The organism is Algivirga pacifica (assembly GCF_039543525.1).
Taxonomy (GTDB): Bacteria; Bacteroidota; Bacteroidia; order Cytophagales; family Flammeovirgaceae; genus Algivirga; species Algivirga pacifica.
The window spans coordinates 43,197-57,791 of the sequence record NZ_BAABJX010000005.1 but is presented as its reverse complement, the minus strand read 5'-3'; the positions used below and the strand labels follow the sequence as shown (position 1 = coordinate 57,791).

The 14,595-nt window shown below is 39.0% G+C and carries 11 protein-coding genes; 4 read left to right on the top strand and 7 right to left on the bottom strand.

Going from position 1 to position 14,595, the window contains the following annotated elements; all coding sequences use genetic code 11:
- Positions 1-142: 142 nt before the first annotated feature.
- Entirely contained in the window at positions 143-553 is a 411-nt protein-coding gene (locus tag ABD985_RS01235; protein WP_345368596.1) for a DUF2541 domain-containing protein, read from the bottom strand.
- Between the two features lie 259 nt (positions 554-812).
- Here ABD985_RS01235 and ABD985_RS01230 point away from each other — a divergent pair, with 259 nt between their 5' ends.
- Complete coding sequence (locus ABD985_RS01230) at positions 813-2,807, top strand: flavohemoglobin expression-modulating QEGLA motif protein (protein WP_345368595.1); 1,995 nt, start codon at positions 813-815, stop codon at positions 2,805-2,807.
- A gap of 619 nt (positions 2,808-3,426) precedes the next feature.
- On the opposite strand, the gene rpsU is transcribed toward ABD985_RS01230, so the two are convergent.
- Positions 3,427-3,621, bottom strand: a complete 195-nt coding sequence (gene rpsU, locus ABD985_RS01225; RefSeq protein ID WP_345368594.1) for a 30S ribosomal protein S21 — start codon at positions 3,619-3,621, stop codon at positions 3,427-3,429.
- Between the two features lie 351 nt (positions 3,622-3,972).
- Between rpsU and ABD985_RS01220 the strand changes: the two genes are divergently transcribed.
- A complete protein-coding gene (locus ABD985_RS01220) occupies positions 3,973-6,057 on the top strand; it encodes a L,D-transpeptidase (protein ID WP_345368593.1) in 2,085 nt (694 codons plus the stop codon).
- A gap of 50 nt (positions 6,058-6,107) precedes the next feature.
- On the opposite strand, the gene ABD985_RS01215 is transcribed toward ABD985_RS01220, so the two are convergent.
- Entirely contained in the window at positions 6,108-7,499 is a 1,392-nt protein-coding gene (locus ABD985_RS01215; protein ID WP_345368592.1) for a sodium-dependent transporter, read from the bottom strand.
- Between the two features lie 267 nt (positions 7,500-7,766).
- Positions 7,767-8,459, bottom strand: a complete 693-nt coding sequence (gene trmD / locus ABD985_RS01210; RefSeq protein ID WP_345368591.1) for a tRNA (guanosine(37)-N1)-methyltransferase TrmD — start codon at positions 8,457-8,459, stop codon at positions 7,767-7,769.
- A 283-nt stretch (positions 8,460-8,742) separates the two neighbouring features.
- Between trmD and ABD985_RS01205 the strand changes: the two genes are divergently transcribed.
- Positions 8,743-10,029, top strand: coding sequence for a PDZ domain-containing protein (locus tag ABD985_RS01205; RefSeq protein WP_345368590.1), 1,287 nt, complete (start codon positions 8,743-8,745; stop codon positions 10,027-10,029).
- Between the two features lie 85 nt (positions 10,030-10,114).
- Here ABD985_RS01205 and ABD985_RS01200 read toward each other — a convergent pair whose 3' ends face one another.
- Positions 10,115-10,723 carry an IMPACT family protein gene (locus ABD985_RS01200; RefSeq protein ID WP_345368589.1) on the bottom strand — a complete coding sequence of 203 codons (609 nt, stop codon included), beginning with the start codon at positions 10,721-10,723 and terminating at the stop codon, positions 10,115-10,117.
- Between the two features lie 159 nt (positions 10,724-10,882).
- A complete protein-coding gene (locus ABD985_RS01195; protein ID WP_345368588.1) occupies positions 10,883-11,719 on the bottom strand; it encodes an alpha/beta hydrolase family protein in 837 nt (278 codons plus the stop codon).
- Between the two features lie 399 nt (positions 11,720-12,118).
- Here ABD985_RS01195 and guaB point away from each other — a divergent pair, with 399 nt between their 5' ends.
- Positions 12,119-13,591 carry an IMP dehydrogenase gene (gene guaB / locus ABD985_RS01190; protein ID WP_345368587.1) on the top strand — a complete coding sequence of 491 codons (1,473 nt, stop codon included), beginning with the start codon at positions 12,119-12,121 and terminating at the stop codon, positions 13,589-13,591.
- 64 nt (positions 13,592-13,655) lie between these two features.
- Here guaB and ABD985_RS01185 read toward each other — a convergent pair whose 3' ends face one another.
- Positions 13,656-14,426, bottom strand: a complete 771-nt coding sequence (locus tag ABD985_RS01185) for an MBL fold metallo-hydrolase (protein WP_345368586.1) — start codon at positions 14,424-14,426, stop codon at positions 13,656-13,658.
- Positions 14,427-14,595 lie beyond the last annotated feature (169 nt).

Here is a 14,595-nt window from a genome sequence, read left to right as displayed (position 1 = left end):
GTAATAGGTAATAGGTAATAGGTAATAGGTAATAGGTAATAGGTAATAGGTAATAGGTAATAGGTAATAAAATCATTCAGTCTGAATAGTACAATAGAAAAGGTAGAAGATATAATACCTTCTACCTTTTACTTTTTACCTTTTATTTTTTCTTGCCCCAGATTTCTACTTTGGCTCTTTTCGTTACACCAATCATTCCGACAGTATCGTACTTAAAGCGTACTTTCTTCAGTTTATTATCCTTACCCGGTAAGTCAATTGTTCTGGAGCTTTGTCCATCGGTTAATACACCAATTACAGCAGGCTCACTTTTCTTCCCATCGTCCATCTCTACTTTGATCTCCTTGATTTTTACAGTGCCTTGCACGCATTTAATTTTGATCTTGGAGACATCAGCCTCTCCTTTTGAGGGTTTTACTTCGTCAGTTTCGGACTTAAAATTAACTGTTTTAGTAGCAATTTTCTCCCATCCATCCTTCTCACTCTGCGCATAGGCAGCTCCTATCGCCATCAACCATATGAGGATTCCTGAGAATAAAATTTTCGTTTTCATGATCTATAATGTTTTTGGGTTTAGTAACAGCAACCTTAGAAGAAGGCCTTTATCACTCTCACTCTGTCCATAGATAACATCATTTTTATTCAAAGCATTCGTTATAATATGTTCAAAAGTTATCTCCATTTTCGCTTCATTTTCTATCTTGCCAAAACTCCAAATGGAGTGATTTATCCATGTAAGGGAATGCCCAAAAGTAATGCGACAGGATTAACCTGAGACACTATTGAGGAGATTCCCAATAGAACTAAAAGCCATGCAAGTCTTTAGCATTGAACAGATCATTGAAAACATCCAGCGTAAAAAATACTTTGAAGGTTACGCTGCTGATCACTCCTTCTATATCAAAGTAGAAGATTACACTCCCTTTATAGGTGTAGCCATCCACAATGGACATACTTTACCTAACACTTTGGAAGAAAAGTCTGCATTAACAGAAGAAGAACGCTGGTATCATGAAGCACCACAAACGCTAGATATGATTTCTTCTTTGCCTATTGTGATGGCCGGAGAACACTCTCGATTGGCTTATGACTTAAATAAAAAAGAGGAGGCTTGTCTTTCAGAACAGATGGGAGAAGATACCTTATGGAAAGCGCCTCTTTCTTCCGAAGAGAAAGACCAACTTTTACAATACCACAGAAACTTTTACACCGTTCTGGAGGCTTTAGTAAATACTTTAGAAACCAAATACTCTGCCGTTTCTGTTTTCGATATTCATGCATTCAATTATCGACAGTTAGATAACACATCACCTACCTTTAATATAGGCACCAATAAAATGGATGATGTACATTATCGTAAGGATATCAATCACTTTCTAAAAGAACTGACACGTATCAAGTTGCCGAATATTGATGTCGCTGCTGCAGAAAATGAGGTATTCTATGGTAATGGCTACTTACTGGACCATCTCTCCACGAGCTTTGATAAGACGTTGGTTTTTTCTACCGATATCAAAAAAATATACTGTAATGAAGAGACTGGAGAAGTATACCCTGTTGTAGTAGATCAACTTACGAACAAGTTAAAGAAGGCCATCATCAGTACTGCAGCCTTTTTTGCTCGTCACCGTACCAACCTCAAAGTGGTGAAGAAAAACCATTTGCTTTCTTTTGAGGTCGACAAGAATCTACTAAAAGTAGATAAAATGCTTAGTGAAACTGCCAAAGGGTTTGAGATCTTAGGCATGGTCAACCCTATTAATATAGAGCAAGCTAAAAAGGAATTCTTTAAGTCCAAGTATACCAAAGTCCCTGAATTCAAGTATAAGCAACTTACCGTCAATCCTTTTGAGGTAAAGCGAAAATTATACTCTATTCCGGTAGAAGACATCAGTGATATATCTCTAAGGTTACTTTATCAAGAGATTATTGATTCTTTTGCGGATAAAATTGACCTTATCTCCACCATTGGTACAGATAAATTCTTGTATAATTCCTTACGTTACTTTGGGGAGCCCGATTATAAGGATGTACTAAATGCTGACTACTTACTGCATTGCTCTCCAAGCATTGATGGCAATGAGGAAGAAAACCTCACACCACAAGAAGTACAACAGTTCTTCAAGGAGGTCATGGCTAACTATGGTTTTAATGCTAAGGTGGAAATCTCAAAGCAGATTGTCTCCAAAGTATTGATTCTTAATAAGCAGAAGATGGTCAAGATCCGTAAGAATGCACGTTTCTCTGAAAAGTCGCTTTATGCCTTAGCCGAGCATGAGATCGGCGTACATATGGTCACTACTGTCAATGCGCGTTTACAACCTCTGGGAATTTTCCGATTGGGACTGCCACACAATACACATACGCAGGAAGGCTTAGCCATTCTTAGTGAGCTCTTGTCAGACAATATGACGATGTCTCGACTCAAAATGCTAGCCCTGAGAGTAAAGGCTATTGATTTATTTATGAAAGGGAATGACTTCAGCGCAGTCTTCCATTATCTAATGGATGCCGGAAAGCTAGGAGAAGAACAGGCCTTCTACTTGACTGCTCGTATTTTCCGTGGAGGAGGCTTTACGAAAGACTACCTTTACTTAAGAGGTTTTCGTGATATCTTAAAGGAATACAAGGCTGGAAATGATCTTAACTCCTTACTTATCGGGAAAACAACGCTTCGTTACCAGAATATTATCAATGAGATGATTGAACGTAAGATTTGTATCCCTCCAAAATACATCACTCAGTCTTTTAAAAGCCCCGTAGAAAGCAATGCGGTCATCAATTATATAATGGAAGGGTTACACTAGTGGACTGAACGCCAAGTAAACTTATAGTTAAGTGCTACTTTTAAGGGGTTTAAGGAAGAAGGATAAAGGATTACTATCCATAGGTTCTTATTCCTTTATCCTTTATCCTTTATCCTTTATCCGCTTGGAAGTAGTAACTTTATTTCTATCAGAAAACTTAATGTTTAGACCACTAATTGTTAGTGTAGAGGTGTAAAGTGTAAACATGAATCATCCCATATTAACAAATGACTTAGCTTTCTAAGAACTCATCACTTTATAGCTATCTCACAAGCCCTTTATAAGCTTCTTCATTTTTTCCTTGATGAAAAAACGAAGCAAAAAAATCAAGGCTTTGAAGAATTTGCCTAATTTCTAATCGCAAAAGCTAAAAATTCCAAACTCGCTACGCTCAAACAATGGAATTTTCTTAACGCTTTTGCGATTAAAAATTTTAACGGCAATTCTTCAAGGCCGTTTTTAAATATATAAAGGTACTTTTTAAACAAAAAAACATGAATCATCTCTTAAATGTTAATATGAGATGACTCATGTCTACACTAAAATTAGGGCATAAAAAAAAGTCTAGATAGCTCCAGACTTTTCTTTAACGTAATCCGTTCGGCAAATCGAACGAGTCCTAGAAGTTTTGCTCAGCATAAAGCTTTTGCTTGTAAGCAGCTTTAATTTTAGCATTTCTTTTAGTTACTGACGGCTTCTCATAGTAAGCACGTGCTCTAACTGTTCTCAAAACTTTAGTTCTTTCGAACTTCTTCTTAAATCTCTTTAGAGCTCTATCAATAGACTCGTTGTCTTTTACGTTGATTACTAGCATTATAATTCCCTCCTTTAAAATTTAAATTTTTTACGGACTGCAAATCTACGAAATTTCTTTACAAAAGAAAAAGTACACATAAAAAAATCCCTACTACTTACCTCCCTGATATTTTTTCTACTGTATTACGTGAGATGTATCATGTTTATGCTTAATTTATATTTAGCAATATTATTAAATAGCGCCGAGAAAAAAGATACCTACTTATAGCTCAACAACTTACCAACCCTATCATGTATCCTCCTTAATATGCTTAAAAACAGATAAAAGGCTGAAAATTATAAAACACATTCAATATCAGGCGTACTTATTGCGCTATTTTTTGATCACACGTTTAAAATTGCTTGACTTATGATCAAAACAATTACCCAAATATTCATTTACTTTCATCTTCTTATACTCTGGAATCATAATACAATAGCCCAATCCACAGAAGAAGATTCCTTAAAAGAAGTCGCAGAAGCGTGGGTAGCTCAACTCCCCGCAGTAAAATCACTCCAGGAAGAGCGGTCACATATGCCATTTCCTCTAAGAATGGTCTCTGATACAGTAATACGTCACTTAATCGAAGCCTACCCGGAGCTTTCTGAGCACCAACGTAACATGCTACAAAAAGATGCCCATTTTACGGGTAAGATGATTAGTGATATCCGCTATTCCAAAAAGTTCTACCTGATCAAAAAGCTATTCAGCAGTCAACTTGATTATCTGAAAAACAATAAACAATGGGATGGCAACCGCTTTGTCATTCTCATTAATGCCGCTCCTAAAAACAGGGGCGGACAAAGAGGCTATCTATACTTCCTGAAATCCGATAGCATGTTGGAATTCAAAATATCCTCATCATGGAAAGGTATAGGATTCAAAGGGGACTCTGGAAAAACCCCTATGGGCTATTTCTTATTGCGAAATGAGCGCCGTGAGGACTGGGATGCCCAAACCATCCTCACCCCCATAAACGAGATCTTTATGAAGATCTACGAGCAACAAAAAATTGGCATCACTAAATGGTTGCGATTGGTCAATACCCGTAAGGAAAAGGCCTATATGCTATCCAATCAGTTGGCATTGGAAGGACAAAATGATGGAAAAGAATACGTTCCTCTATCGGCTCCTGAGTACTATTTTATCAATGATAGTAGTGTTCATTACCTTGATAACACAAACTCCCTTGAAAGACAACTTTACATCCATGGAACTAATAGGGAGGAGCAACTGGGGGGAGCATTCTCAGGTGGCTGTGTCCGTATAGACAACATTTTCTCTTATGTCCTGAAAGAAATTATTATTCGCCAAAAAGTGATTCCTGTATTTATTGATGCGATCCCTTATTACTCTGTGGTTGCTAGTAACCATAAAGTAGCCAATCGATCAGAAGCAGTAAAAATGCTGAAATTCAATAAAGATAATTACTTCCTTTATGGCCAAATCCACCATAGAAAAACAACACTTGTGAAAAGTCAGCGTCTAAGCCGAACTATTACACAACCCATCATCAAGATCCTAACCGTAGAGCCTAATGCCCGAATTTATCTTCGACTTAGTTCCTCCATGCCCATTCCAGAAAAGGCACTATTCGACTTAATCGAACAAGATGATTCCATGCAAATATTTACCGACGTACCTTATCAGAACACCTTTGATCTACGACAGGTACACTACCGAAATTCCAAAGACCCGGCCGTAGAGAACAAGATCACCATTGAAGAAGGCATACAGGAAATTGGAGCTCGATTAAAAGAGGCTAAGGAATTTTTACTGCAAGATATTCTTAAAAATCATCCCGATAGTACACTAACGGTTGAAGACCTTTCAGATAATATCATGATTGATATCAGCCAAGCCGAAATCGCATGGAATGAAGAGGTACAAGACCCCTTAGAGTATCTTACTCTCAATACTCCTCGAAAGCTTGTTTTAAGGTATTACAATCAATTGCTGAAACTAATGAAAGATAACCCCAACGCATTCTTTGAACGCAAGGAACTACAGTGGCTGAGTCCTTTTGCCTTCGAAGAGCAGATTCATCAAGAAGGGGCTGTATTTTATAAAAAAGATGGGCTTATGGTACAAGCGTATCTCTATGCGCTAGGGGAGTGTTTATTGAGAAAGGATGCTTTAAAAAGAAAAAATATTGCCTCTTTTGAAGAAGAAGGTCTGTTCTATCAATTTATGCCCAAAGAAGAATCCCTTCGTCTAAAACATTTTGATGAACATGGATTTAAGGAACTCCTACTATATTCTATGACTGAATCTAAAACTGGAGCCTATATTGTCGGAGAACGAAAAGATATCAAGAACACAATGTACAATATGCTCTTATTATCTGAGGAATACTTCAGTAGATTCAAGCAATTAGAGAACCTATTGAAAGTAGAAATGCGAATTGCCGTAGATAATGAATTGATTGTGGAAGGCGATGAGGAAGAACGATAAAATCGTACGGCCGCACCAATGGCGCGGCCGTACGATTTTTTTTTAATATGTTATTGTCCGATGACTAAGCCAAGAAGATCAATTCCCAAGAACTTATCAAAGATCGTTACAATAGTAATAGACCCTAAAATCACTGGACAAAGATATTTCAAAGCAAATTCCATATACTTTGCCAACAAGGTATATTTAAAGTTTGGATTACCTTCTGCAATCTCTGCGTATAGGTTTTTCTTCTTCCAAACATAAGCACCATAAATACTGATCAGGAATCCTCCTAACGGAAGCATAGTGTTACTAGCAATATTCTCTACCCAATCCATAAAGTGAATCTCAGTAAAGAACTCCACACCACCTGCTGACATTAAGGAAGGCATACCAATAGCAAAAATTATTGCTGCTACTCCCCAAACGGCTTTCTTACGCTCCACTTTCATCTCATCAACCACAAAAGCTACGGGAACCTCCAAAAGAGAAACTGTAGACGTCAGTGCTGCAAATGACAATAAAACAAAGAATACCCCTCCTATAATAGAGCCCAACACAGGACCTAAGGAGCTAAAAGACCCTGGAAGCAACATAAAGATCATTCCTGCACCTCCCTTAAAGTCCATAATACTACTGTTTTGCTCATGAGCTACAAAGCCCAAAAAGGAGAACATCATCAAACCACCAATAAAGGCAATCCCTACATCCGCGATGGTAATGAAAGCAGAAGAAGTAATGATATTTTCTTTCTTGCTGATATAGCTACCATACGTCAATAAAGTACCCATACCCAAGGATAAAGAGAAAAATGCCTGACCCAATGCGCCGTACACTGTTTCCATCGTAATCGCACTGAAATTAGGTACCAAATAATAATACAAGCCTTCTGCAGAACCCGGTAGAGACAACGCATAAAGCATCAACCCCAATACCATGACTAACAAAGTAGGCATCAAGATCTTTGATGCTTTCTCAATACCTGCCGATACTCCATTAGAAACGATAAATGCTGTCGCTAACATAAAGGCCGTCGCATAGGCACCAGTAGTTTTCCAATCTGCCACAAAAGATCCAAAATTACTTCCTACTTCAAAGTTCCCTTGGAACATCTCTATCGCAAAACCCAATGTCCATCCTGCCACTACATTATAAAATGACAAGATCAACATACCAGCAATCACTCCCATGATTCCGATAAAAGACCATTTCTTGTGTCCTAGTTTTCTAAATGCACCTACCGGGTCCTTAGATGTATGTCGTCCAATTGCAATCTCTGTTGCCATCACTGGAGTACACAAAATAAAACAAAACCCCAGATACATCACGACAAATGCTGCTCCACCACCGTCACGTACCTCAAACGGGAATTTCCAAATATTCCCCAACCCTACGGCAGAACCTGCTGCTGCCAAAATAAAGCCTAGTCGATTGGAGAACCCTCCTCTGCTATTAGCCATTTGAATGTTAGATTATTGTAATTTATAATTCGTTTAGTTATGATAAGCCAGTTCTTTACTTTAGTCCACTCAGTTGATTACCAAAAAAATCACCAGAAAACACTTTTCATTGGCTTTAGATCCATAAATATGCAAATTTATTCTGAATATGATACAAAAAACAATAAATACCACCTAATAAGGATATCATTACATTATCGATGCATCGTTGAATTATTTTGCATAAAAATCGGATTTATTCTTATATATCTTTAGCTACTGTGATTACTAATATTTCTTCTTAAACTTCTCATACAAGTCGGGACGACGCTCCTTTGTACGCTCTATAGATTTCTCAAAGCGCCACTCTGCAATCTTCGCTTCATGTCCTGAAAGCAAAACATCTGGCACCTTCATTCCGTCATATTCTGCAGGTCTGGTATATACAGGTGGTGCCAATAAATCATCCTGAAAAGAATCGGATAGTGCAGAGGTTTCATCATTCATCACACCAGGGATTAAGCGTACTACCGCATCAGCGACGATTGCTGCTCCCAGTTCTCCTCCCGTCAATACGTAATCTCCTACACTAATTTCCTTGGTAATAAATTTCTCTCTAATTCGCTCATCTACTCCCTTATAATGACCACATAAAATAATCAGGTTACCACCAAGAGATAACTGATTAGCCGTTTGTTGATTAAACACCTCTCCATCCGGTGTCATATAAATGATCTCATCATAAGTTCTTTCTGCTTTCAGGTCATTGATACAACGCTCTATAGGCTCTATCATTAAAACCATTCCCGCACCATACCCATAAGCATAGTCATCAATTTGCCCGTGCTTATTAATGGCATACTTTCTCAAATCATGAACGGCAATCTCCACCAGTCCATTATCCTGTGCTCTTTTAAGAATGGAATGAGAAAAAGGCCCTTCCAACAATTTAGGCACACAAGTAATTATATCGATTCGCATGATTGATTTCTTAAGAAACTTCTGTGGTTTGCAAGGAATACGAGATTTCTATCCGCTTCCCCAACATTAGAATTCGGCAATATCGCAAAAATAATGTAGATCCCTGAACAAGGAGGTTGTAAAATACTAAGATTTCTGTTCTATTACACTCATCGCTCCTCCTTGAATAATAGTTATATTTTTCATAAATTATTGAGGATTACCCTATTCAATGCAAACTGTTTCATCACCCTATTGTATCTGTAACAATTGTCATATACTGTTGCTAAAACGCCCTCAACGCATGCTTTATCGATTAATCTTACTTCTGTTACTTATTTGTTCTTATGCCACCGCCAGTTGGTCTCAATCCAACAACAGCAGTGCATTAAAAGATTTCACTTTTGAAAGGGAAAAGCAGAAAAAGCTACGCATCAAATTTCAATTGATCAACAACCTGATCATCATACCCGTATACGTTAACCGACAAAAAGAACCCTTAAATTTTGTTCTGGATACGGGAGTAGGCTATCCCATTATGGTGCATAAGGAAGCCGCCAAGAATGCAAAGCTCAACACACAACGTATGCGTAAGATAACGATCAAGGGAGTAGGAACAGATCAGACAGAATCCTTAGATGCCTACCATTCCTGGGGCAATCATATTCACATCAAGGGGGGAGTTATTGGTAACAATCAGGATGTATTATTCCCTGAACGAGACATCTATCATCTCTCTGAGAATCTGGGTATGGAAATTCATGGATTAATAGGTTACAATATCTTCAAAGACTTTGTGATTGACCTAAATTATAACCGAAAAACGATCACCCTATACCAACACGACTATTTTCAGAAAAAGGTCAAAAGACGAAAAAAAAGGTATCAGACCATTCCCATGGATGTCAGAAACCGCAGAGCATTTATCACTGCAAACCTCAGCGGGCAACCGCAACCACTAGACAGTCTTGAATTGATGATTGATACCGGAGCCAGTAACGGCATTACATTGTTTGAAGATGAAAACGAAAACCTACTCGCTAGTACCAAAGCACTCCGAACCTACCTGGGAGTAGGACTCAACGGTAGTCTTTATGGGAAGCTCGATCGTCGAAAAGCTTTTCAAATAGGGGATTATACCTTTAAAAACCCTGTCATCAATTTCCCTGACACCTTAGCATTTAGAGGAATCGGTGAGCAAACAGATCGAAAAGGAAGTGTAGGCGGAGAGCTTTTAAGAAGGTTTAAAATCACACTTGACTACCAAAATGAAACCATTTACCTTAAAAAAGGAGCCGACTTTTCAGACCAATGGCTTTACAACCTAAGTGGGTTAGAAGTCAAAACTCCTATCCCCGGTCTCTATTTTTATGAAATCGCCATGGTCAGAAAAGGTTCTCCCGCCGAAAAAGCTGGCATACTTGCAGGTGATCAATTACTAAGCATCAACGGAGTAAGCACATTAACCTGCTCTTATGAGAAAGTAATCGAACTATTACATCAACAAAGAGGCAAAATGACCGTAGTGGTACAAAAAGCAAATGGAGGCTTATTGAAGGTGAAGCTACGATTAAAAGACCCTTTGCAGTGAAAAATTATCAATTTTCAATGATTAATTTTCAATTAATGACTTATTCATACCTGTGAAAAAACCAACATTGATAATTGATCATTCTTCATTCTTCATTAAAAACTGTCAACGTCAGCCCATCGATATCCTCCAGCTTGGCCTGCACTTCTGGAAATAGTGATTCTCTTATCCAAAAGGTTATACGACAATTCATATCAAACTCCTGTTGACTAAAATCCAAGTCGTAGTTTTTGGCCACCTTCATCACCTCATTCATTTGAGGGTATTCAAAGCCGATACGAACGTGTTTCTGTAAAAACTCCTCGATAATTGTCGCCTCTTCCAAAGCCTCAGCGGCAGCGGTTTTATAGGCATTCACTAATCCTGAGACTCCCAGTTTAGTTCCTCCAAAGTACCGTACCACAATCACGACTACGTCAGTCAGGTCCTTGGAACGTATCTGATTGAGGATAGGTGTCCCTGCAGAGTTCCCTGGTTCCCCATCATCATTGGCACGAAAACGTTTTTTGTCTGCCCCTAAAATATAGGCATAACACCAATGTCGAGCATCATAATACTGCTTACGATACTGCTGTACAATTTCTTTTGCTTCTTCTTCTGTTCTTACGCGATGAGCAAATCCTAAAAACTTACTTCCTTTCTCCTTGTATAGTCCTTCAGATATTCCTTCTATAGTTAAGTAAGCATCTTCCATATTATTGTTGAATTATTGAGGCGGCTTACACCACTGGTTGAGTAGCGACAAGCACTATTGAGTCCATTACATGGCGTGGACTTCGCTCCGTTGAATTGTTAGTTTATGTGGGCAACCACGTGGGGTCGCCCCTACCTTTTACCTTTTACCTTTTACCTTTTACCTTAAAAACTGAGTAGTTGCTCTCATGATTTCTTGAGAATGCGTTGGCAAACTCTCCTTAGTATAAGGGTGCTCTCCTCCAAAAGTATGTCCGGCTCCTTCTACGATCAGCATTTTACTGCCCGGTTGCTTCACATGTAAATAATGCGCTGCTTTAACCGGCACCGTTTCATCTTCACTACCATGAATTATTAAAATAGGAACATCCAATGTTGCTATCGCCTTACCAATATCCAATCGATCTTGATTGGTGTAATAATCTTCCACGATTTTATACTTCAAAGGCAAACTCTCCCCTGTTCGTCCATTAATGACATGCGCAATCCCATTCTTTTTCCACTTCTCTATAAAATCATCCGAAAACAGCTTAGTAATCGCAGGAATACTTGCCCAAGTTACCACTTTTTTGATGCGAGGATCTTCCGCTGTTTTTAATAAAGCCATTCCTCCCCCACGACTATGTCCAACAAGATGTACATTGTTAAGATCTACATTTGGAACAGGGCAATCATCATCAAAAATCCAATCCACTGCAGTGCCTATATCGTCTAGCTCTGTTGTAAATGTATTTTCTGAGAACGCCTCCATATCGGTTACTTCCCAAGGCATATCCATTGTTGTTCCATCCATAGAAAAATTAGGTTTCACAACCAAAAAACCTTCTTCAGCCCATTGTTCTGCCATCAAGTTAAAGCATCCCCAGTCCTTAAACCCTTTAAAACCGTGAATCAAGATAATAACAGGCTTTTTCGCCTCATGCTTCTTCCAAATGGCATCCGCCAAAAAACGTTTTCCTCCATGCTGGGAGGTCAGAACAAACTCTATTTTTTTCATGGATATAATCTTTTTCAGTAGTTTTTATTGGCTTCTAAAAAGTGATTGACTGTATACCCTATAAAAGTATACGGTCAAATATAAGGAATGCATAACGTTTACAACGAGTAATCAAAAGAATTGTTCCTCTCTTAGTCTCCTTCGTACTATTAAAAAAGAGCCCCCTTGCAAAAAAAATATTATTCTGCGACTTCAAAACAAATCCTCTCACGAGAGCACAATAAACAAAGTAACACAGAACAATACCTCAATACCCTCAAATTAAACAACATCACCACAAGGTCTTACTTTGTTACCTGCAAAGGAATCTGAAAAAGAAATAAAGAATTTTTGTTTGCACTGATATTTATTCTCTCTAAATTTGTCCGGCAAATATTAACACTTAAATATTTGCTATCGATGTCAATAGATCCATCTAAAGTCCTTTATGAGGCGTTAACATACGACGACGTATTATTACGCCCAGCATACTCAGAGGTTCTTCCGAGAGAGACAGATACGTCTACCTACCTTACTAAAAAAATCAAGCTAAACATTCCTTTGGTATCTGCTGCAATGGATACTGTTACCGAATCGGAATTGGCAATTGCTATTGCCAATGAGGGTGGTCTTGGTTTTATTCACAAAAACATGACGATCGCAGAGCAGGCTGCTCAAGTAAGAAAGGTAAAACGCTCACAAAGCGGTATGATTCTGGATCCGGTAACCCTAACACCGGAAAAGACATTAGCAGATGCTAATGCCTTGATGAAAGAATTCAAAATTGGAGGTATCCCTGTAATCGATAAAGAGGGCATTCTAGTTGGTATCCTTACCAACAGAGATCTTCGTTTCCAAAAGAACCTGAAAAGACAGGTGAAGGAAATCATGACCAGAGAGAACCTTATTACGGCAAACGATGGAGTGACATTGGAACAAGCTGAGGAGATTCTTCAGGAGTTCAAGATTGAAAAACTTCCAATTGTTAGCAAAGCAAACAAGCTAATCGGGCTAATCACTTATAAAGACATTCTTAAGAACAAGAACAGACCTAACGCCTGTAAAGATCAATACGGTCGTCTGCGTGTAGGGGCTGCTGTTGGAGTTACTGGTGATATGATGGAGCGTGTTACTGAACTAGTAGCAGCTGGTGTTGACATCATTGGACTAGACACTGCACACGGTCACTCTAAAGGAGTTATTGATGCTCTTAAGCGTGTAAAGAAAGAATACCCTGAGCTAGATGTTGTTGTTGGTAACGTAGCTACAGCTGAAGGAGCTAGAGCTTTGGCTGATGCAGGTGCTGACTGTGTTAAGGTAGGAGTAGGACCAGGTTCTATCTGTACAACTCGTGTCGTTGCAGGGGTTGGTGTCCCTCAGCTTGCTGCAGTATTTGAAGCGGCAAAAGGACTAGAAGGAACAGGCGTTCCATTTATTGCTGACGGTGGTATCCGTTTCTCAGGTGACTTTGTAAAAGCGATCGCTGGTGGTGCTGGTGTAGTGATGATCGGATCATTGCTTGCAGGTACTGAAGAAGCTCCAGGAGAAATGATCATCTACGAAGGACGTAAGTTTAAGTCTTACCGTGGTATGGGCTCTGTTGAGGCTATGGACAAAGGATCTAAAGATCGTTACTTCCAGGATGCAGAGGACGACCTTAAAAAGCTGGTACCAGAAGGAATCTCTGGACGTGTTCCTTACAAAGGACGTGTAGAAGAGGTGATCTACCAAATGGTAGGAGGCTTGAAAGCTGGTATGGGCTACTGCGGTGCCAACAGCATTGAAAAACTACAAGATGCAAAATTTGTAAAAATCACTGGTGCTGGAGTTAGAGAATCTCACCCACACGATGTGACTATTACAAGAGAAGCTCCTAACTACTCTACACGATAGTTTGGTCCTTCCAAGATATAAAATATACCTCCTCTATCATTACTTGATGGAGGAGGTTATTTTTTTAATGACTAAACTCCACAACTTCTCCATCTTCCGGAATAGATACCTTCTCACTTATCCCTTCCGAAGTCAATCGTTCTCTCAAACCTTTTCGGGTAGTAGGGCAATGGTTTACGGCTTCTAGATGATTAGCCAATACTTTTCCCGGGGCCTGCTTTACAAAACGGACCACATCATCCACCGTCATCAATAACGGTTTTCCGAAGTCCAATCGAGCAGTGCCTGCTGCTACTACTGCTACTTCTGGTTTAAAGGTTTTTAGTGCTTTATCTACATCTTCTGTATATACCGTATCTGCACTAATATACAAAGATGGCGTATCTGGCAATGCAATACAGAATCCCATCACATTACCCATTGGGCCTGCTATAAAACCATAACCATGACGGGCAGGAATTCCCATAATCGTTCCTCCCAAAAAAGTCTCTTCCTTCCAATACTCCAAAGTCTGTACGACATTCAACCCTCTCTTACGAAAGTGCTTTTCATCCTTGGCACTACAAGTAACGGGGATATTTCTTTCTTTTAGAAACTGCTCTCCTGCTTTGTCAATATGGTCTGGATGCTGGTGTGTGATCACGCAATGCGTTACTTTCTCCAGAATAGGCTCACACCCTGCCGGCATAGGCACAATAGGATTTTTTCGGGCTTTATAACGAAACAAGGTAAAGGTAGGCATACTTCCCTTTGGACCTAACATAGGATCAACTAGAATAACCTGTGTCGAGGTTTCTACCACCATCGTGGCATTTCTAAAATGATGAATTTTCATATGAATCACAGTTTGATGTATTCTAACAAAAGTAGAACAAGCAAAAGCTGTAATTCATTGATTCAAATCAAGAAATTCGTTTGTGGAAAAGGTCATACAGCTTTTCAAGAGGTCTCATCTATTCTCGTTTTATTACTGGAGGCTGGAGCCTCCAAATTGCTTTTGGGTC

Excerpts from the sequence above, each read along its gene's own strand:
- ABD985_RS01235 (WP_345368596.1), bottom strand. The coding sequence starts at position 553 with ATGAAAACGAAAATTTTATTCTCAGGAATCCTCATATGGTTGATGGCG.
- ABD985_RS01230 (WP_345368595.1), top strand. The coding sequence starts at position 813 with ATGCAAGTCTTTAGCATTGAACAGATCATTGAAAACATCCAGCGTAAA.
- rpsU (WP_345368594.1), bottom strand. The coding sequence starts at position 3,621 with ATGCTAGTAATCAACGTAAAAGACAACGAGTCTATTGATAGAGCTCTA.
- ABD985_RS01220 (WP_345368593.1), top strand. The coding sequence starts at position 3,973 with ATGATCAAAACAATTACCCAAATATTCATTTACTTTCATCTTCTTATA.
- ABD985_RS01215 (WP_345368592.1), bottom strand. The coding sequence starts at position 7,499 with ATGGCTAATAGCAGAGGAGGGTTCTCCAATCGACTAGGCTTTATTTTG.
- trmD (WP_345368591.1), bottom strand. The coding sequence starts at position 8,459 with ATGCGAATCGATATAATTACTTGTGTGCCTAAATTGTTGGAAGGGCCT.
- ABD985_RS01205 (WP_345368590.1), top strand. The coding sequence starts at position 8,743 with ATGCTTTATCGATTAATCTTACTTCTGTTACTTATTTGTTCTTATGCC.
- ABD985_RS01200 (WP_345368589.1), bottom strand. The coding sequence starts at position 10,723 with ATGGAAGATGCTTACTTAACTATAGAAGGAATATCTGAAGGACTATAC.
- ABD985_RS01195 (WP_345368588.1), bottom strand. The coding sequence starts at position 11,719 with ATGAAAAAAATAGAGTTTGTTCTGACCTCCCAGCATGGAGGAAAACGT.
- guaB (WP_345368587.1), top strand. The coding sequence starts at position 12,119 with ATGTCAATAGATCCATCTAAAGTCCTTTATGAGGCGTTAACATACGAC.
- ABD985_RS01185 (WP_345368586.1), bottom strand. The coding sequence starts at position 14,426 with ATGAAAATTCATCATTTTAGAAATGCCACGATGGTGGTAGAAACCTCG.